This window comes from Pseudomonas sp. AN-1, assembly GCF_034057115.1.
Taxonomy (GTDB): domain Bacteria; phylum Pseudomonadota; class Gammaproteobacteria; order Pseudomonadales; family Pseudomonadaceae; genus Geopseudomonas.
The window spans coordinates 1,501,165-1,518,357 of record NZ_CP139195.1 but is presented as its reverse complement, the minus strand read 5'-3'; the positions used below and the strand labels follow the sequence as shown (position 1 = coordinate 1,518,357).

Sequence of the window (17,193 nt, the reverse complement as noted above, 5' to 3'; positions counted from 1 at the left end):
ACACGAAAACGCCCCGCCTGGTTCGGGGCGTTTTTGTTTGTGCCGGCGAATGCCCGGTGCTCAGCCGAAGCGGTAGATGTCCATGGCGATGGTGGCCTTGCTGAACCCCTCGTACTCGACGCTGAAGGCGCCGCCCGCGCCGCGGGCGAAGAACAGCGGCAGCAGGTGCTCGTCGCTGGGGTGGCTGCGCACCGCCCAGGGGGCCTGCTGGCGGTAGTCGTGCAGGGCGGCCTCGTCGTCGGCGGCCAGATGCGCGACCAGCCAGTCGCGGAACTCGCGGGCCCAGGGCTCGACCGTGCCGGGGGCGGCGTCCCAGTCCAGTTCGCGCAGGTTGTGGGTGATGCTGCCCGAACCGATCAGCAGCACGCCGCGCGCCCGCAGGTCGCCGAGCAGGCGGCCGAGTCGGGTCTGCAGCGCCGGCCCCTGGCGGCTGGGCAGCGACAGCTGCAGCACGGGGATGTCGGCCTCGGGGTACATCAGCAGCAGCGGCACCCAGGCGCCGTGGTCGAGCGGGCGCTGCGGGTCGAGGTGCGCCGGCAGGTCGGCGTCCTCCAGCAGTTCGACGATCTCCAGGGCCAGATCGGGGGCGCCCGGCGGCTCGTAGTCCAGCGCGTAGAGCGCCGGCGGGAAGCCGTAGAAGTCGTGCCAGGCCTGCTGGCGCGGCGCCGAGGTCAGGCGCAGGTCGCTGGTTTCCCAGTGCGCGGACACCACCAGGATGGCCCTGGGCCTGGCCAGCTCGCGGGCCAGGCGGGCGAGGGCGCGGCCGGTGTCGCCGGGCTGCAGGGCGACCATCGGCGAGCCGTGGGAAATGAACAGGCTGGGCAGCATGGGGTGTCTCCGGATGGCGATGTTGCTATCTTCGGCAGGCCAATGATCGAAATCCAGCATAAGTTTTCGACCATTGATATCGAATCCGGCAATCGAAGGGAGGCCCCGATGCACGAAGAGTTCTGGCAGGCGCGCTGGACGCGCAACGAGATCGGCTTTCACCTCCGGGAGGTGAACCCCTATCTGCAGGCCCACTGGGCCAATTTGCAGCTGCCGGCAGGCAGTGAGGTGCTGGTGCCTTTGTGTGGCAAGAGCCTGGACATGCCCTGGCTGGCTGCGCAGGGTTGCCGGGTACTCGGTGTCGAGCTGGCCGCGAAGGCGGTCGGTGATTTCTTCGCCGAGCAGGGGCTGCACGCCACAGTCAGCAGCGACGGCGGGCTGCAGCGGCACGAGGCGGAGGGCATTGCGCTCCTGCAGGGGGACTTCTTCGCTTTGGTACCGGCGCAGGCCGCCGGCTGCAGCGGCTACTACGATCGTGCCGCACTGATCGCCCTGCCGCCGGAGATGCGTCGGCGCTATGTCGCTCACTTGCAGACACTGCTGCCCAGCGGCTGTCGCGGCCTGCTGGTGACCCTCGACTATCCCCAGGAGCAGATGGATGGTCCGCCGTTCGCGGTGAGTGACGCCGAGGTGCACGCGCTCTACGGGGAGGGCTGGCAGATCGAGCTGCTGGGTGAGTACGAAGTGCGGGACAAGAACTGGCGCTTCGTCGAGCGTGGCCTGAGTCGTCTGCACGAGCGGGTCTACCGACTGACCCGCCGCTGATCCGGGGGGGAAGGCGGGGCGCGGCGGCCCCGCCAGCCTCAGCCGGCGCTCTGCAGGCGGCGCACGAAGGCGTCGGATTCGTCGATGGCGCGCTGCATGTCGCGCAGCAACTGGTCGACGTTGCCCTGCAGGGTGCGGTACTCGCCCTTGAGTGCGCCGATGGCGCGGGCGTTGAGGTTGTGCTTGAGGAACAGCACCTGGTCGCGCAGCACGCTGAGCACCGGCTCGATGCGCCGTTCGGCGGTCTTCATGCGCTGGATCAGGCTGCGGTAGTCCTGGCGGGTGCGCGCCAGCTCGCGGGCGCTGGCGCTGCGCAGGCTGGCGTTGCTGTACTGCGCCAGTTCGCCTTCCCATTCGTCGAACAGCGCCTCGGCCACGTCCTCCACCGCCGCGATGCGCGCGCGCACTGCCTTGGCGCTGTCCTCGCTGGCGCGGTATTCGCTGTCCAGCGCCCGGTAGCGTTCCTCCAGCTCGCCGCCGTCGACCTGCACCACGCTGCGGTAGCGCTCCAGGGCGTCGCGGAACTGCTCCTTGGCCTCCTGCTGGGCGTCGCGCGCCGCCTCGACGCGGTCGACGAGGATGTCGCGCTTGTGCACGCCGACCTTTTCCATGGCGGCGTAGTAGGTGCTCTGGCAGCCGGCCAGCAGGAACAGGGCGGCGGCGAACAGCAGGGGAAGGGGTTGGCGCATCGGGAGATCTCGCTGACGGATGACGGCGCCATGGTAGCGAGCGGACAAAAAAAGGGCGACTCGCGTCGCCCCCAGTGTGAAACCTTGCCGCAGTCGCCGATCAGCGGCCGCGCTGCATCAGCGCCTCGATGCGGTCTTCCAGCGGCGGGTGGGTCATCAGCAGGCCGGCCAGGCCGTGCTTGAGGCCGCCGTTGATGCCGAAGGCGGTCATGCTCGAGGGCATGTGCACCGGCAGGCCCTGTTCGGCGCGCAGGCGCTGCAGGGCGTTGATCATCGCGCCGGTGCCGGCCAGGTCGGCGCCGGCCGCGTCGGCCTTGAACTCGCGATGGCGGGAGAACCACATGACGATGATGCTGGCGAGGATGCCCAGTACCAGCTCGGCGAAGATGGTCGCGACGAAGTAGCCGATGCCGTTGCCTTCCTCGTTCTTGAGGATCGCCTTGTCGACGAAGGTGCCGAAGATGCGCGCGAAGAACATCACGAAGGTGTTCACCACGCCCTGGATCAGGCTCAGGGTGACCATGTCGCCGTTGGCCACGTGGCCGATCTCGTGGGCCAGCACGGCGCGCACCTCGTCGGGCGAGAAGCGCTCGAGCAGGCCCTGGCTGACGGCGACCAGCGCGTCGTTCTTGTTCCAGCCGGTGGCGAAGGCGTTGGCCTCGTAGGCCGGGAAGATGCCGACCTCGGGCATGCGGATGCCGGCGTCGCGCGACAGCTGTTCGACGGTCTGCAGCAGCCACTGCTCGTGGCGGGTGCGCGGCTGGCTGATGATCTCGGTGCCGGTGCTCATCTTCGCCATCCACTTGGAGATGAACAGCGAGATCAGCGAGCCGGCGAAGCCGAACACGGCGCAGTAGATCAGCAGGCTGCCGTAGTTCTGGCCGGTGAAGCGATCCACCCCGAGCAGCTTCAGGGTGATGCTGGCGATCACCAGTACGGCCAGGTTGGTGGCCAGGAACAGCAGAATACGCATCATGATTTGAACCGTCTCCTTGCGGCAGAGTCGCGATGAGTCTAGGCGGCTATATAAGGCTGCCCCGGGGGGCAATTCAACCGCAGCGCTATTTCAAACTGTGTCGCCTGCGCCGCTCTGGCTCGGGGCGAAGAGCAGGCGGGCATGGCGGATCAGGCGTTCGCTGTCGCCGCTGGCCAGGCTTTCCTGCAGTTGCCAGGCGAGGGTGGCGTGCACGCGCAGCACGCTGGGCGGCAGATGGCTGTCGGTCAGCGCCGCGTCGGCGATGCGGCCGCTCAGGCGCAGGAAGCCCTTCTCGCTGAGTACCGCCTGCTCCAGCGCCTCGTGGCGGATGGTGCCTTCGTGGCGCAGGTAGCCTTCCTCGCCGAGCCACAGCAGGGTGCCCAGGCAGCTCTGGTGGCGCGCGGCGGGCAGGCCGTACTCGTCGGGCTCGTGGTAGCCGATCAGGTCGTCGATGTAGAGGGTGGTCTTGCGCGGGAAGGCCCGGTAGAGGGCGAGTAGGGCGCGGCTGGCGTCCTGGTAGAAGTCGTCGATCTGCAGGTGCATGGCGAGGCTCGCACCCGCCGCCCGGAAGGGGCGGCGGGCCGGGAGTGGCTTACTGACGGTAGCCCTTGATGAAGTTGCCGATGCGGCCGATGGCCAGCTCGAGGTCGTCGACCCGCGGCAGGGTGACCACGCGGAAGTGGTCCGGCCACGGCCAGTTGAAGGCGGTGCCCTGGACGATCAGCAGCTTCTCGGAGAGCAGCAGGTCGAGGACGAACTTCTCGTCGTTGTGGATCGGGCAGACCTTGGGGTCGATCTTCGGGAAGGCGTAGAGCGCGCCCATCGGCTTGACGCAGCTGACTCCGGGGATGTCGTTGAGCAGTTCCCAGGCGCGGTTGCGCTGCTCGTACAGGCGGCCATGCGGCAGGACCAGGTCGTTGATGCTCTGGTAGCCGCCCAGCGCGGTCTGGATCGCGTGCTGGGCCGGCACGTTGGCGCACAGGCGCATGTTGGCGAGGATGTCGAGGCCCTCGATGTAGCTCTGCGCCTTGTGCTTGGGACCGGAGATGATCACCCAGCCGGAGCGGAAGCCGGCCACCCGGTAGGACTTGGACAGGCCGTTGAAGGTCAGGCACAGCACGTCCGGGGCCAGCGAGGCGGTGGAGATGTGCTCGGCGCCGTCGTAGAGGATCTTGTCGTAGATCTCGTCGGAGAAGATCACCAGGTTGTGCTGGCGGGCGACCTCGACGATCTGCTCCAGCACTTCCTTCGGATACACCGCGCCGGTCGGGTTGTTCGGGTTGATCAGCAGGATGGCCTTGGTGTTGCTGCTGACCTTTGCCTTGATGTCGTCGATGTCCGGGTACCAGTTCGACTGCTCGTCGCACAGGTAGTGCACCGCCTTGCCGCCGGCCAGGCTGGTGGCCGCGGTCCACAGCGGGTAGTCGGGGGCGGGGATCAGCACCTCGTCGCCGTTGTTGAGCAGGGCCTGCAGGGCCATGACGATCAGCTCGGACACGCCGTTGCCGAGGTAGATGTCCTCGATGGTGACGCCTTCGATGTTCTTCTGCTGGCAGTACTGCATCACCGCCTTGCGCGCGCTGAACAGGCCCTTGGAGTCGCTGTAGCCCTGGGAGATCGGCAGGTTGCGGATCACGTCCTGGAGGATTTCCTCCGGGGCTTCGAAGCCGAACGGCGCGGGGTTGCCGATGTTCAGCTTGAGGATGCGGTGGCCTTCCTCTTCGAGGCGCTTGGCGTGCTTGAGTACCGGCCCGCGGATGTCGTAGCAGACGTTGGCGAGCTTGTTGGATTTGCTGACCTGCATGAGGGGACCCCGATATGACCCGCCCGCTTCGGCGCTGGCGCAAATCGTCCGGGGGGCGGCTTGGCAGGCGCAGACGCGGGTGACAGACTGAAAGCCACGCATCATACGACTGCCCCGTGCCCGGTGAAAGGGAAGGGGCGGGCTTTTTTCCAAGGCGAGGTGAATTACATGGACAAGGTCGAGAAACCGCTGGAGTCCTGGCGCGAGGAGCTGTCGGAAAGCCAGTTCCAGGTCTGCCGGCTCAAGGGCACCGAGCGGCCTTTCACCGGCGAGTACTACCACTGCACCACGCCGGGCACCTACCACTGCGCCTGCTGCGATGCGCCGCTGTTCGATTCGGACGCCAAGTACGACTCCGGCAGCGGCTGGCCGAGCTACTTCCAGCCGGCCTCCGCGGAGGCGCTGCGCCAGGTGGAGGATTTCAGCCATGGCATGCACCGCGTCGAGGTGCTCTGTGCGCGCTGCGATGCCCACCTCGGGCATGTGTTCCCCGACGGCCCGGCGCCGACCGGCCTGCGCTACTGCATCAACTCGGTGGCCCTGCGCCTCAAGCCCCGCGCCTGAGGCGGCCCGTCGCGGTGCGGGCCGGCTGGCGGGTCGGCATGGTTTCCAGCGTCTCGCGGCGCTGGCCTGCCTGGAGGAAGGGCGCCGGCTGAAGGGGATATCCATATACGAAGGGCGACGCTGTGTGGCTGCGGGTGGCGTGGCCGCCCGGTCGCCGGTGTCGGCGGCCGGCGCGTCGCCGTCATTTTCAGGGAGTCTTGCGTGGAAAGTCGTCTGAATGAATTCCTGGGGCGGGTCGAAGGCCTGCTCGAGCGCGTCCGGCCGTTGTTGCCCGAGCCGGTGCAGACCATCGACTGGGAGACCTGTCTGGCGGCGCGCTGGCAGCGCAACGGTAGTCATGGTGCGCTGCGCCCGCTCGAGGTGCGCCTCGATCTGCAGCTGCACGATCTGCTCGGCGTGGACCGTCAGCGCGAGCAGCTGGGGCGCAACACCCGGCAGTTCGTCGCCGGCCTGCCGGCCAACCATGCGTTGCTGTGGGGCGCGCGCGGCACCGGCAAGTCGTCGCTGGTGCGCGCCCTGCTGGCGGCCTACGCCGCCGAGGGGTTGCGCCTGATCGAGATCGAGCGCGATGACCTGGCCGACCTGCCGCGGGTGGTCGCCCAGCTCGCCGGCCTGCCGCAGCGCTTCGTGCTGTTCTGTGACGACCTGTCGTTCGACGCCGGCGAGGGCGACTACCGGGTGCTCAAGAGCGTGCTGGACGGCTCGCTGGAGCAGGCGCCGGAAAACGTGCTGCTCTACGCCACCTCCAACCGCCGCCACCTGGTTCCCGAGCGGCTGAGCGACAACCTCGACTGGCAGCAGGTGGACGGCGAGGTGCATCCCTCCGAGGCGGTGGAGGACAAGGTCGCCCTATCCGACCGCTTCGGCCTGTGGCTGTCCTTCTATCCGTTCACCCAGCCGGAGTATCTGCAGGTGGTGCAGCACTGGATCGGCGTGCTGGCGGCGCGTGCCGGACTGGACTGGCAGTGGGACGAGGCGGTGGAGAAGGCGGCGATCCGCTGGGCCAGCGGACGCGGCAACCGCAACGGTCGCTGCGCCCAGCAGTTCGCACGGCACTGGGTGGGGCTCGCCCTGCTCGAGGGCGAGGCGCGCTGAGCGGGCCGGCGCTCGATCAGGCCGGGGTGGCGTTCTGCGCGCGGGCCAGCAGCTTGGCTAGCAGGGTGCACTCGTCCGGCAGCACGCCCTGCAGGCTGGCGCGCTGGCACAGGCGCGCGTACAGGGCGGCCAGGCCCGGCCAGCGCGCGGCGTCGATCGACTCGCCGCCGTGCTGGAGGTTGGCGATCTGGCAGGCGAAGGCCAGATCGGCCACGCTCAGGCGGTCGCCGACGAAGTAGTCGGCGCCGCCGAGGGCCTTCTCCAGATAGTCGAAGTGCCTGGGCAGCTTCTCGGCGAGAGCCTTCTGCACCGCCTCCTCGTTGCACGGCTTGCCCATGGTCGGGTTGAGCGCGCGGTTGAGGAACACGCAGAAGGTGGTCAGCGGCGCCAGCTCGTAGTCGGCGTACTTCTCCAGCCAGCGGATGCGCGCGCGCTCGACGGCGTCGCGGCCGTACAGGGCGGGTGCCTCCGGATACTGCTCCTCGATGTACTGGGCGATCACGCCGGAGTCGGCCAGGGTCAGCTCGCCGTCGCGCAGGGCCGGGATGCGCCCCAGCGGGCTGATCTCCATGAACCAGTCCGGCTGGTTGAACGGGGCGACGATTTCCAGCTGGTAGTCGAGACCCTTTTCCGCCAGCAGCAGGCGGACCTTGCGGACGAAGGGCGAGAGCGTGGCACCGTAGAGGATCAGGCTCATGGAGCGATTCCTTGTTGTGGTCGGAGGCATCGTTTATAGCATGTGGCCCGCGTGAGGGGGAGTGACTCTTATGGCGCAGGTGCCGGGTGGGGCCGGGTGGGCTGGAGGCCAGGCGTGGCGCGGGATTCGGGGTGCGGGTGGGGCGCGACAGTGATTGCGCGAAACTGCACCGGATTGAGCATGTTCTGAAAAAAGATGCGCGTTATCTGGCGCGGAGTGAGCGGGGAGTGCTCCCTCCTTGGTGAGGCCGGGATGCGCGGCGCGGCCGACCGTGTGCCGGTCATATCAGGCCACCCTTCCATACGGCTCGGCCGACCACGTGAAGGCTGTCTGCCGTGGCCTCGAACTCTGGGTACAGACGGTTGTCGCTGATGACCCGTATCACACCGCCCAGCTTGCGCTGCAGGCGCTTGACCAGGAGCGTCTCGCCGTCGCGGATGACGAACACCTGGCCGTCCTGGATCTGGGTGTGGGCCATGTCCACCAGGATGGTGTCGCCGCCGCGGATGGTGGGCTCCATGCTGTCGCCCTTGACGCGGATGGCCGCGAGTTGGCTGAGGCAAAGGCCGACCTTCTTGATCCAGTAGCGAGTGAAGGCCAGGTCGGCCAGCTTGTTCTCTTCGCCGTTGAGCAGGCCGTGACCAGCGGAGACGGTCACGTCGTACAGCGGCACCAGCGCGAAGCGGTCTTCATCGAGTGCTGTGTTGGCTTCAGCGGGCTTGGGGCGAATCTCTCCCTCGCCAGAAACGAGCCAACCAACATCAGCACCAACCGCTTTTGCGATTTCAACGCACCGAGACACCTTCGGTTCGCGCTCCCCTGTCAGGTAGTACTCAAGCGTCCGACGTGGGATAGCCGTTAAGCGCGAAAGCTCGTCGCCGCTTCCGGCTATCTCTGCGCATTGTCTGATGCGTGCTGCCAGACCCTCGTTCATTTCGCTTTCTCCCCAGAGGAAAACGAAAGCCGCTCCCTAGTGGTGGCGAAATTTCGCTTTCCCAAAAAAGCCTTAAAAAACAATGGCATAGCTCTAATGATCCAAGAATTGCCGCTTTGGGCTTGGCGAAATGCCGCTTTTCGCTTTACTGCCAAGCACAAAGCGGCTATGTTTGTGCCGTAAGTGACGTTAACTAGCCCAAAAAAACCACCCCGCCAGGTGGTTGAAATGGATGCAAGGCATGAACACAACCGAAATCCCAATCGACCCGCTCCTGCGCTGGGAATGGATCAAGTTCCAGCTCCGCACCAGAGGTACCTCGCTGGCCGCGCTGTCGCGTGAGCTGGGTGTTTCCGACACCGCAGTGAAGAACACCAAGCGCACGGCCTACCCGCGCATGGAGCGCGCCATCGCCGCAGCTTTGGACCTACAGCCGGTAATGCTGTGGCCCGAGCGCTGGAACGTCGATGGCACACCAAGCCGCTTGCGGCCAAGGCGCGCGGAAAGCAACGCAGTCTATGACCAAGAGCATAAACAAGTTTGTGCCCTTGAACACGTTAAAGCGGGTGCGGAGGGCTGAGCCCATGCGTAACTGGTACACAGCCAAGGAACTGGTAGGGCTGCAGGGCATGCCAGGAACAGTGCGTGCGGTGCAGCTTCGGGCTCAGCGCGAAGGCTGGGAAGGCCAGCGCCGCCTCGGCAGCAAGGCGATCGAATACAACATCGCCGTACTCCCGGAGGCGACCCGCGCCGCTCTGCTGAAGGCTGCCGTGACCGAAGTCGCCGAAGCCCGCGCCGCTGCAGCGCCGGCCGCCGAGACACTGCCGGTCGTCCAGGAAACCGCCGTCGCCCTGCGCCCGCTGTCCTCGACCGGCGCGCTGAGCCACCGCCAGACCCTGACCCGCGACGCCCGCCTGCTGGCAGTCAACATGCTCAAGCGCCTGATCGCCGGCGGCCTGAGCCAGAAGGCCGCCATCGCCCGGCTGCGCGAGTGGGCCGCCCGGGGCGAGCTGCAGCCGCAGGTTCTGGCTGCGCTGGCCCTGGGCAACAACAAGTCCGGCCTGGAATGGGCGATCCGCCTGGTCGACGGCCTGCCCAGTGCCGAGCTGCTGCCTGGCCAGGACGTGCAGGCTGCCGCCTGCGACGTGAGCGTGCGCACCCTGGAGCGCTGGCTGCAGCAGGAGCGCGACGGCGGTGCCGAGGCACTGGCCCCCGGCAAGCGCGAGAAGGACATGAGCGTCAAGCCGTGGGTGCCCTACCTGCTGGAGCGCATGCAGCGCCCGCAGAAGCCGTTCCTGTCGGACGCCTGGCGCGAGATGTGTGCGGCCCTGCCGGCGCACATCGAGGCGCCCAGCTACCACGCCGTGCAGCGCTGGTACCGGGAGAAGTTCTCCAGCCTGGACAAGCAGCGCGGCCGCCACCAGGGCAGCGCGCTCAACCCGCACAAGCATCACCTGATCCGCACCAGCGAGGGCATGCAGCCGATGCAGGAGCTGCACAGCGACGGCTGGGGCAGCAAGTTCACCGCGCCCCATCCGGTGTCGGGCAAGTACGTGAAGCTCGAGGTCTGGCACAGCCACGACGTGGCCACCCGCTACGTGTTCCGCCCGAGCGTGGGCCTGTCCGAGTCGATGCTGGTGATCATGGGCAGCCTGTTCAACGCCGTGGCTGAGGGCGGCGTGCCGGCCGTGTGGCAGACCGACAACACCGGCAGCGTGAAGAACGACCGCGTCAGCTTCGACCCGGTGACCTCGATTCAGGCGCGCGCTGGCATCCACATCGTCCACAACCTGCCGGGCAACAGCCAGGCCAACGGCATCGCCGAGAGTTTCAACAAGTACCTGGATCGTCGCGCCCGCGAGCTGGCCACCTACATGGCCAGCCGCATGGACCCCTTGGCGCAGAAGAAAGTGCTGCGTGTCACCCAGAAACTGGTCAAGGCCGAGGCCCTGGACGAGCGTCGTCGCCTCAAGGCCGAGGCCGAGAAGCTCGGCGCCGGGGTGCTGGTGGAGAGCTTCGAGGAGGCCCGCGAGCTGATCTGCCGCTGGTGCGAGGAATACAACCACACCCCGCACCGCAGCCTGCCGAAGATCGCCGACCCGGTGACCGGACAGCGCCGCCACCAGACCCCGGCCGAAGCCTGGGCCGCCCATGTGGCCGCCGGCTGGCGCCCGATTGCCGTGCAGGGCGAGCAACTGGCCGACCTGTTCCGCCCGCACGAAACCAAGGTGGTGCGCCGGGCCACGGTCACTCTGTTCACCCAGAAGTACCACCACGCCGAGCTGGAGCACTGGAACGGCCAGGAGGTGCAGGTCGCCTACGACATCCACGAGGGCGAACAGGTGTGGGTCAAGACCCTGGAGGGCCGCCTGATCTGCGTCGCCAAGCTCGACAGCGTGCGCGGCTACCGCGCCATGAGCGTGTACGAGATGGCCATGGAGAAGCGCGCCGACGCCGCCATCGCCCGCCACGAGGCGCACATCGCCGAGATCGAGCGGCAGCGCCCGGTCCACGTCATCAGCCACGACGCCCCGCTCAACCTGCCGGGCCTGGGCGAGATCACCCCCCAGCGCCTGCAGGAGCGCTTCGCCGCCGTGACCATCGAGGTCCAGGCCGAACGGTTGCCGGAGCCGGCCGCACCGCCGGCGCCGATCCCGGCCGCCGTGCCGGCCATGGCCGAGGTGTTCGTCCTCCCGGAAAGCCCGGCCCAGCGCTACCGCCAGTGGTGCGCGCTGGACGAACGGGTCAGCGCCGGCGAGGAGATCGAGGACCACCGCACCAGGCGCTGGTACGAGCTGTACCCGCAGAGCAAGGAATTCGCCGCCCAGCGGCGCCAAGCGTAAGACCGCAATCAATCGCAGTAGAGACAAGGAAATCAGCATGAGCAGTCTGAATACCCCCATCGTCGGCCCCGGCCTCGCCCAGATCGCCAACCTCGGCCTGTGCGACATCGCCCTGGAGCGCGCCCTGTCGCGCACCACCAGCCTGCCCGGGCTGGTGTGCTTCTACGGGCCGAGCGGCTTCGGCAAGTCCATGTCCGCCGCCTGGGTGGCCAACGCCCGCCGCGCCTACTACGTGCAGGCTCGCAGCATCTGGACCAAGAAGCACTTCCTCAAGGCCATCCTGGTCGAGATGAACATCAAGCCGGCGCCGACCGTGTCGGAGATGGCCGACCAGGTGGCCGAGGAACTGGCCGCCAGCGGCCGTCCGCTGATCGTCGACGAGATGGACCATGTGGTGGAGCGCGGCTCTGTGGAGCTGGTGCGCGACATCTACGAGGCCAGCCAGGCCGCCATCCTGCTGATCGGCGAGGAGGGGCTGCCGACCAAGCTGCGCAAGTTCGAGCGCTTCCACGGCCGGGTGCTGAGCTGGGTGCCGGCGCAGCCGGTGAGCCTGGAGGATGCGCGCAGCCTGGCGCCGGTCTACTGCGGTCAGGTGACCGTGGCCGACGACCTGCTCGAGCACCTGGTGACCCTGGCACAGGGCTCGGTGCGCCGTGTGGCCGTTAACCTCGAGATGATCCGCGACAGCGCTTTGACGCTCGGCCTCGACCAGATGGATCTGGTCACCTGGGGCGAGCGCGAGCTGTACACCGGCGAAGCGCCGAAGCGGAGGGTCTGAGATGCAGGGACGCAGGATTCCCGGGCGCAAGATGCATGGGCGCAAACCCGTGCACCTGGAGACCCGTGGTGGCAAGACGCCCCGACAGCTGCTGTGGGAGGCCATCCGTGCTTGCCGCGACGGCTTCACCGACCACTGCCTGAGCCAGGCGACCAAGGTCAACTACGGCACCACCTCGGCGTTCACCTGCTCGCTGCGCAACGGCGGCTATCTCGGCTGGCTGGATGCGCATGAAGAAGGCAGCGGCGAGCGCCTGCAGACGCTGATCAAGGACAACGGCGCCGAAGCCCCGGCCATCCGGCGCGACGGCAGCCGCTGCAACAAGCACCTGGGCTCCGAGGCGATGTGGCGGACCCTGCGCATCCTCGGTGAAGCCTCCGCCGAGGAGCTGGCCAGCCTCGCCAGTGCCGCGGCGCCGGTCAGTATCCCCAGGGCCAAGACCTACCTGAACTGGCTGACCCGCGCCGGTTACCTGCAGGCCAAGCGGACTGCAGGTCGCAGCACGCGGTATCGGCTGATCCCGTCCCGCTACAGCGGCCCGCTGCCCCCCAAGATCCAGCGTACCGGTCAGGTCTACGACCCCAACCTGGGCAAGGTGGTGTGGCGCACGCCACCCAAGGAGATCCCGGTATGACAGCCCCCTGGCTCGACCTGCTGCGCGGCGCCGTCGCCGCCAGCAGCATGACCGCCGTTGCCGCCCGGCTCGGCATCTCGCGCACCGCTGTCAGCCTGGTGCTGGCCGGCAAATACGGCGCCAAGGTCGACCGCATCGCCGCCAAGGTGCTGGACGTCCTCGGCGAGTCCGTGGACTGCCCGGCCAAGGGCGCGGTGATCGCCAAGAGCGAGTGCCACGAGCTGCGCAGCAGGAAGGCGCCCATGCACAACCCCATCGCCATGCAGACCTGGCGCGCCTGCCAGCGCTGCCCACACAACCCGAGCTGCCACGCCAAGGAGGCCTCCGATGCTCGCCACTGAGAAACAACCCCTGCAGATCCGCAACGCCGGCCGCATGTGGCGCGTGTGCCAGGGCGAGCGCGTGCTCGCCTTCGCCCGCACCTACCACCTTGCCAAGACCCGCGCCGCCGACCTGGAACGGCAGCCGACCCACCACTGAAGGAGCAACACCGCATGACCGCACAACCGCAAACCATCCCCGCCGGCTACCGCCGCGACGCCCAGGGCCGCCTGGTGCACGAGGAGCAGATCAAGCCCGTCGACAAGCTGCGCGACGAGCTGGTGCTCGCCCTGGTCGAGCGCGCCCGCACCACCCACGAGGCCCTGGTGCAGTACAAGGCCGCCGCCTTCGGCGAGATCGAGGCCTTCCTCGACCTGTCCGCCGCCGAGTACGGCGCCAAGATCGGCGGCAAGAAGGGCAACGTGAGCCTGCTCAGCTTCGACGGCCGCTACAAGATCCAGCGCGCCGTCCAGGAGTCGATCGCCTTCGACGAGCGCCTGCAGGCCGCCCGCGCCCTGATCGACGAGTGCCTGCGCGAGTGGACCGAGGGCGCCCGCCCCGAGCTGGCCACCCTGGTCAACGACGCCTTCCGCGTCGACACCAAGGGCGAGATCCGCACCGCCCGCGTGCTCGCCCTGCGCCGCCTGGACATCACCGACGAGCGCTGGCTGCGCGCCATGGACGCCATCGGCGACGCCTGCCAGGTGGTCGGCTCCAAGAGCTACATCCGCGTGTACGAGCGCATCGGCGACAGCGACCAGTACCGGCCCATCAGCCTCGATATCGCGGGGGTGTGAGATGGCAGGCGAATACACCATCCACCTGACTGTCCGCGAGACCGAGGAAGGCCTGCATATCGAGTCGCAGAACGACCTCGGCAGCGGCGACAGCCACGGCTCGATCTTCGCCAAGGCTCTCTTCGGCGCCATCAAGCGCGAGGTGCGGACCATGAAGGCCAAGGTCGAGGCAAGCGCTGCCGCCGAATCCAGCAAGACCCTCCACTGAGCAAGGAGCACCACCATGACCAGGAAGGACCTGATCGACGAGATCACCCATGTGCTGAAAGTCACCGGCACCCCGATCAGCAAGGTGCAGGTCACTGCCGTGCTGGATGGTCTGGCCTCGATCACCACCCGCGAGCTGATGGCGAATCGGGTGATGCACCTGCCCCGTATCGGCGGCCTGCAGCCGGTGAGCGGCCAGCAGGGCGAGCGCAACGGCGTGATGTTCCACCCGTGGCCGGCGCTGGATGACGCCCTGAACCTCAACCCCTGAGCGAAACCGCCCCGGGCAACCGGGGCGGTCTGCCCGGCGTGGTGGCCGGGTACTGATGAGCAGCCGAGGAAGAGATGGAACAAGCCGATTGGGATGCGCTCAAGGCGCAGATGGAAAGCCCGTGGGGCGTGATGAAGCTGCAGTGCGACCTGTACGTGCTGACCCTGGTGCAGGAGGCATCCAGCAAGAGCAAGAGTTGGTCGACCGCGGTGTACGTGGATGGCTTCTTCAAGGGGGCATGGATGGAGGCGAGCAAGGACGGCCAGCCGCTGCATGAGGAGGCGCGCCGCTTCTACCGCAAGGTCAGCAAGAGCATGCACACCCGCAAGGAGATCGAGGCATGGCGCAAGGCCTTCGGCAAGCGCGAGGCCGCGAAGATGGAAGCGAGAAAGTTCGTTCTCTTCCATCCGAACTGGAAAAGCTTCAACTCCCTGAAGAAGCACCTGCTGGCCAACAACACCAGCATCACCCGCCTGGACTGAGGTGACGACCATGCACACCAGTACCCAGCGCACCGCCCAGTCCGCTGCCCTGCAGGCCCTGCAGCTCCAGGGCTTCGCTCGCCAGTCCGCCGACGACGGCGTGATCGTCGTCCGCCGCGGCGCCGACGTGCGGATCGTCAGACGGGACGGCAGCGTCCGCCGCTGCGACCGGATCAAGTAGCGAAACCAGGCCCCCCCGCCGGGGTCTGGTCTGCCCGGCGTGGTGGCCGGGTACTGACGAGCAGCCAACTATGAGCAAGGAAACCAAGGAACAGCGCAAGACCCGCCTGGCGCGCGAGCGCAAGCAGGCCCAGCGTGACCGCGAGCGCGCGCACCGCGCCGCGGTCGACGCCCAGGAGTACCGCATGGAGATGTACGCCGGCACCCGTGCCGAGCTGGCCCGGATCTGCCAGGCCGGCCAGTTCGAGGAGCCGGCCGAAGCCATCACCCTGCTGATCCACAACGCCGCCGAACTGATCGAGCGTGACCCGTCACGCTTTGCGGAAATTCTGCGCGCGAGGTGTCACGCATGAGCGACAACCGCGAGGCTTTCGAGGCCTACATGCTCCACGACGTCGGCCTGCAGCCCGAGCAGCTGCTGCGCGACCGGGAAACCGGCGAGTACGACTGCTTCCAGGTACAGGACTACTGGCTGGTCTGGTGCCGCGCCTGTGCCGAATCTGCCGCGAGGGCCGAGGCATGAACGTGCAGCCGACCCAGCAGCCGAAGCTGCGCGAGACCTGGTACGGCCCGGAGAAACAGTGCACCCGCTGCGGCGAGTGGTGGCCGGCGGATGCCGAGTTCTTTCATGTGCGCCTCGGCCAACTGGTCGCGGCCTGCAAGGCCTGCTGCAACGAAGACCGCAAGCGGAGGGCCAAGGCATGAACCTGCGCCAAGCCAACCTGGCGAAGATCCACATCGCCAAGAAAGCCCTGGGCATGGACGACGACATCTACCGCGCCCTGCTGGCCCGCGTGGCGGGCGTCACTTCGGCCAAGGACCTCGGCCCGCGCCAGGTGTCGGCGGTACTGGCCGAGTTCCAGCGCCTTGGCTGGCAGCCGACCAGCAATCCGCGCGCCGGGCGGGCGCGGCCGAAGCTCGCGCGCAGCCGCCAGGCGGTGATGAGCAAGGTCGAGGCGCTGCTGGCCGAGGCCGGGAGGCCCTGGTCCTATGCCGATTCCATGGCCGAACGGATGTTCCGGATCGCTCGGGTAGAATGGCTGGACGACAACCAGCTGACCCGCCTGATGCAGGCGCTGATCATCGACGCCGGACGCCATGGGAGGCCCACAAGGTGAAACTGGAGCAGGTTCAGGAGCTACTGCCGCGCAGCGTGCGCGAGATGTCTCAGCGTCTGGGCCTGCCCGCCACACTGGTGGTGGTCGAGAAACTCGGTGGGATCAGTTGGCGAGTGGCCGAAGGTCGAGGCGGGGAGGGCGAGGCCCGCCGCGCCGCGCTGGCCGAGCTGGTCGGCAGCGATATCGAGGAGCAGCTGCACCACCACTACGCCGGCGAGGAGCTGTACCTGGCAAAGTGCGACGCGGCCCTGCGCCGCCTGCGCGACCTGCAGATCCACCGCCGCTTCGAGGCTGGTGTGCGCCAGGGCCGCGGCGCCCGCGACCTGGTCGCCGAGCTGGCCCGCGAGTACAAGCTGAGCGACCGCTGGGTCTGGGAGATCCTCGGGCGCTTCCTGCCCGAGCCGGAGCAGGGGACGTTGTTCCACTGAGAGGGCTACCACAGTCCTCGGAATCTGTAACCAAGGTCTGCCTGTGCAGAAAATACATCGAGTTGGCTTGCGTGCGTTAAACGCCCCCATATGATGGGTATCGACTTTTCTGTCGATGGAGCAGTTTGATGTCGGAGCAAGAAACTTTCCAGGCCAATCTCGAGCGCCTGAACATGCTGGGTCGCTGCTTGAGAGCAGTGGCCGATCTGCTTTCCCCTGAGCCGGATCTGAGCGTAGTTGATCGCCACGATCTGGCCTGTCTGTTGGATGTGCTGCACTGTGAGTACGACAAGGCGCAGGTGGGGTTGCGGCAATCTTGGCAGAACTACTGAATGGGTCAAAAAGAAGCCCCGCACTGTGCGGGGCTTCTCTCGTTTAACGGTCTGTTTCGGCGTGGCTATCGGCCCAGCCTGGCGGGTTGTGGCGTGCTGCCCGTGCGGCTAAATCCATCGACGCGCCCATCCGGGCCAACCTTGACGGAAAGGCTCTGAACTTCGGTGCCGATCCCCATGAAGCCGATGTGCGCATAGCCCCACGCCAGGAGCTGGGAGCCGTCCGAGTTGTAGGTCTCGGTGGTCGGGGCGCCGAACAGGGTGATCAAGTCGGAGCGGGTGGTTTGCCCGTTGATAACCTGATCCATCTTGTCCTGGGTGATACGCTGCCCGCTGCTGGCGCAGCCCGCCAGTAACATGGCCATGAGGCCGGCCGTCATGATCTTGCGCATGGGTTTCCCTCCCGGTATGAAGTGGCCGGACTGTAGCAGAGCAGCGGCGCCGGAACCC

General features: G+C 67.4%; 28 protein-coding genes and 2 other RNA genes. 22 read left to right on the top strand and 8 right to left on the bottom strand.

Annotation, left to right across the window (positions count from 1 at the left end):
* Window positions 1-60: 60 nt before the first annotated feature.
* Window positions 61-828: a class III extradiol ring-cleavage dioxygenase gene (locus SK095_RS07045; protein ID WP_320548406.1), complete on the bottom strand. Its 768-nt coding sequence runs from the start codon at window positions 826-828 to the stop codon at window positions 61-63.
* Window positions 829-936: 108 nt separating this feature from the next.
* On the opposite strand from SK095_RS07045, the gene SK095_RS07040 reads away from it, so the two are divergent.
* The gene (locus SK095_RS07040) at window positions 937-1,593 is read left to right on the top strand and encodes a thiopurine S-methyltransferase (RefSeq protein ID WP_320548873.1); all 657 of its coding nucleotides are present in this window, start codon (window positions 937-939) and stop codon (window positions 1,591-1,593) included.
* Window positions 1,594-1,631: 38 nt separating this feature from the next.
* On the opposite strand, the gene SK095_RS07035 is transcribed toward SK095_RS07040, so the two are convergent.
* From SK095_RS07035 to SK095_RS07020, 4 genes are all read right to left on the bottom strand, one after another.
* Window positions 1,632-2,282, bottom strand: a complete 651-nt coding sequence (locus SK095_RS07035; protein WP_320548405.1) for a DUF2959 domain-containing protein — start codon at window positions 2,280-2,282, stop codon at window positions 1,632-1,634.
* A gap of 100 nt (window positions 2,283-2,382) precedes the next feature.
* On the bottom strand, window positions 2,383-3,258 hold the full coding sequence (gene htpX / locus SK095_RS07030; protein WP_320548404.1) for a protease HtpX: 876 nt from the start codon (window positions 3,256-3,258) through the stop codon (window positions 2,383-2,385).
* Window positions 3,259-3,348: 90 nt separating this feature from the next.
* Window positions 3,349-3,801: a hypothetical protein gene (locus SK095_RS07025; RefSeq protein ID WP_320548403.1), complete on the bottom strand. Its 453-nt coding sequence runs from the start codon at window positions 3,799-3,801 to the stop codon at window positions 3,349-3,351.
* Window positions 3,802-3,850: 49 nt separating this feature from the next.
* Window positions 3,851-5,062 (bottom strand): pyridoxal phosphate-dependent aminotransferase, encoded by a 1,212-nt coding sequence (locus tag SK095_RS07020; protein ID WP_136490048.1) that lies wholly within the window; start codon window positions 5,060-5,062, stop codon window positions 3,851-3,853.
* A 168-nt stretch (window positions 5,063-5,230) separates the two neighbouring features.
* On the opposite strand from SK095_RS07020, the gene msrB reads away from it, so the two are divergent.
* A complete protein-coding gene (gene msrB, locus SK095_RS07015; protein ID WP_201487701.1) occupies window positions 5,231-5,626 on the top strand; it encodes a peptide-methionine (R)-S-oxide reductase MsrB in 396 nt (131 codons plus the stop codon).
* 201 nt (window positions 5,627-5,827) lie between these two features.
* Window positions 5,828-6,721: an ATP-binding protein gene (locus SK095_RS07010; protein WP_136490050.1), complete on the top strand. Its 894-nt coding sequence runs from the start codon at window positions 5,828-5,830 to the stop codon at window positions 6,719-6,721.
* Between the two features lie 16 nt (window positions 6,722-6,737).
* On the opposite strand, the gene SK095_RS07005 is transcribed toward SK095_RS07010, so the two are convergent.
* Window positions 6,738-7,418 (bottom strand): glutathione S-transferase family protein, encoded by a 681-nt coding sequence (locus tag SK095_RS07005; protein WP_201487702.1) that lies wholly within the window; start codon window positions 7,416-7,418, stop codon window positions 6,738-6,740.
* 280 nt (window positions 7,419-7,698) lie between these two features.
* Complete coding sequence (locus SK095_RS07000; protein WP_320548402.1) at window positions 7,699-8,352, bottom strand: helix-turn-helix transcriptional regulator; 654 nt, start codon at window positions 8,350-8,352, stop codon at window positions 7,699-7,701.
* A 241-nt stretch (window positions 8,353-8,593) separates the two neighbouring features.
* Between SK095_RS07000 and SK095_RS06995 the strand changes: the two genes are divergently transcribed.
* The 19 genes from SK095_RS06995 (at window position 8,594) to SK095_RS06905 (ending at window position 16,743) form a co-directional block, all read left to right on the top strand.
* Window positions 8,594-8,932, top strand: coding sequence for a helix-turn-helix domain-containing protein (locus tag SK095_RS06995; protein ID WP_320548401.1), 339 nt, complete (start codon window positions 8,594-8,596; stop codon window positions 8,930-8,932).
* Between the two features lie 4 nt (window positions 8,933-8,936).
* A complete protein-coding gene (locus SK095_RS06990) occupies window positions 8,937-11,195 on the top strand; it encodes a Mu transposase C-terminal domain-containing protein (protein WP_320548400.1) in 2,259 nt (752 codons plus the stop codon).
* A 37-nt stretch (window positions 11,196-11,232) separates the two neighbouring features.
* Window positions 11,233-11,973 (top strand): ATP-binding protein, encoded by a 741-nt coding sequence (locus SK095_RS06985; RefSeq protein ID WP_320548399.1) that lies wholly within the window; start codon window positions 11,233-11,235, stop codon window positions 11,971-11,973.
* 1 nt (window position 11,974) lies between these two features.
* Window positions 11,975-12,607, top strand: coding sequence for a hypothetical protein (locus tag SK095_RS06980; protein WP_320548398.1), 633 nt, complete (start codon window positions 11,975-11,977; stop codon window positions 12,605-12,607).
* Window positions 12,604-12,948 (top strand): helix-turn-helix transcriptional regulator, encoded by a 345-nt coding sequence (locus SK095_RS06975; RefSeq protein ID WP_320548397.1) that lies wholly within the window; start codon window positions 12,604-12,606, stop codon window positions 12,946-12,948. Before SK095_RS06980 ends, SK095_RS06975 begins: the two co-directional genes overlap by 4 nt.
* Complete coding sequence (locus tag SK095_RS06970; RefSeq protein ID WP_320548396.1) at window positions 12,935-13,087, top strand: hypothetical protein; 153 nt, start codon at window positions 12,935-12,937, stop codon at window positions 13,085-13,087. Before SK095_RS06975 ends, SK095_RS06970 begins: the two co-directional genes overlap by 14 nt.
* A gap of 14 nt (window positions 13,088-13,101) precedes the next feature.
* Window positions 13,102-13,725 (top strand): DUF3164 family protein, encoded by a 624-nt coding sequence (locus SK095_RS06965; RefSeq protein WP_320548395.1) that lies wholly within the window; start codon window positions 13,102-13,104, stop codon window positions 13,723-13,725.
* A gap of 1 nt (window position 13,726) precedes the next feature.
* Entirely contained in the window at window positions 13,727-13,933 is a 207-nt protein-coding gene (locus SK095_RS06960; protein WP_320548394.1) for a hypothetical protein, read from the top strand.
* 15 nt (window positions 13,934-13,948) lie between these two features.
* On the top strand, window positions 13,949-14,203 hold the full coding sequence (locus SK095_RS06955; protein WP_320548393.1) for a hypothetical protein: 255 nt from the start codon (window positions 13,949-13,951) through the stop codon (window positions 14,201-14,203).
* Window positions 14,202-14,272, top strand: an RNA gene (locus tag SK095_RS06950) — hammerhead ribozyme type II. Before SK095_RS06955 ends, SK095_RS06950 begins: the two co-directional genes overlap by 2 nt.
* Before the next feature lie 5 nt (window positions 14,273-14,277).
* Window positions 14,278-14,685, top strand: coding sequence for a hypothetical protein (locus tag SK095_RS06945; protein ID WP_320548392.1), 408 nt, complete (start codon window positions 14,278-14,280; stop codon window positions 14,683-14,685).
* Window positions 14,686-14,695: 10 nt separating this feature from the next.
* Window positions 14,696-14,866: a hypothetical protein gene (locus tag SK095_RS06940; protein ID WP_320548391.1), complete on the top strand. Its 171-nt coding sequence runs from the start codon at window positions 14,696-14,698 to the stop codon at window positions 14,864-14,866.
* Window positions 14,864-14,936, top strand: an RNA gene (locus SK095_RS06935) — hammerhead ribozyme type II. Before SK095_RS06940 ends, SK095_RS06935 begins: the two co-directional genes overlap by 3 nt.
* A complete protein-coding gene (locus SK095_RS06930) occupies window positions 14,937-15,218 on the top strand; it encodes a hypothetical protein (protein ID WP_320548390.1) in 282 nt (93 codons plus the stop codon).
* Window positions 15,215-15,388, top strand: a complete 174-nt coding sequence (locus SK095_RS06925) for a hypothetical protein (RefSeq protein ID WP_320548389.1) — start codon at window positions 15,215-15,217, stop codon at window positions 15,386-15,388. The genes SK095_RS06930 and SK095_RS06925 overlap by 4 nt, the downstream gene beginning before the upstream one ends.
* Window positions 15,385-15,570: a hypothetical protein gene (locus SK095_RS06920; protein WP_320548388.1), complete on the top strand. Its 186-nt coding sequence runs from the start codon at window positions 15,385-15,387 to the stop codon at window positions 15,568-15,570. Before SK095_RS06925 ends, SK095_RS06920 begins: the two co-directional genes overlap by 4 nt.
* Window positions 15,567-15,983, top strand: a complete 417-nt coding sequence (locus tag SK095_RS06915) for a regulatory protein GemA (RefSeq protein WP_320548387.1) — start codon at window positions 15,567-15,569, stop codon at window positions 15,981-15,983. Before SK095_RS06920 ends, SK095_RS06915 begins: the two co-directional genes overlap by 4 nt.
* Window positions 15,980-16,411 (top strand): Mor transcription activator family protein, encoded by a 432-nt coding sequence (locus tag SK095_RS06910; protein ID WP_320548386.1) that lies wholly within the window; start codon window positions 15,980-15,982, stop codon window positions 16,409-16,411. Before SK095_RS06915 ends, SK095_RS06910 begins: the two co-directional genes overlap by 4 nt.
* A gap of 128 nt (window positions 16,412-16,539) precedes the next feature.
* A complete protein-coding gene (locus SK095_RS06905; RefSeq protein ID WP_320548385.1) occupies window positions 16,540-16,743 on the top strand; it encodes a hypothetical protein in 204 nt (67 codons plus the stop codon).
* Between the two features lie 65 nt (window positions 16,744-16,808).
* On the opposite strand, the gene SK095_RS06900 is transcribed toward SK095_RS06905, so the two are convergent.
* Window positions 16,809-17,135 carry a hypothetical protein gene (locus SK095_RS06900; RefSeq protein ID WP_320548384.1) on the bottom strand — a complete coding sequence of 109 codons (327 nt, stop codon included), beginning with the start codon at window positions 17,133-17,135 and terminating at the stop codon, window positions 16,809-16,811.
* Between the last annotated feature and the right edge of the window lie 58 nt (window positions 17,136-17,193).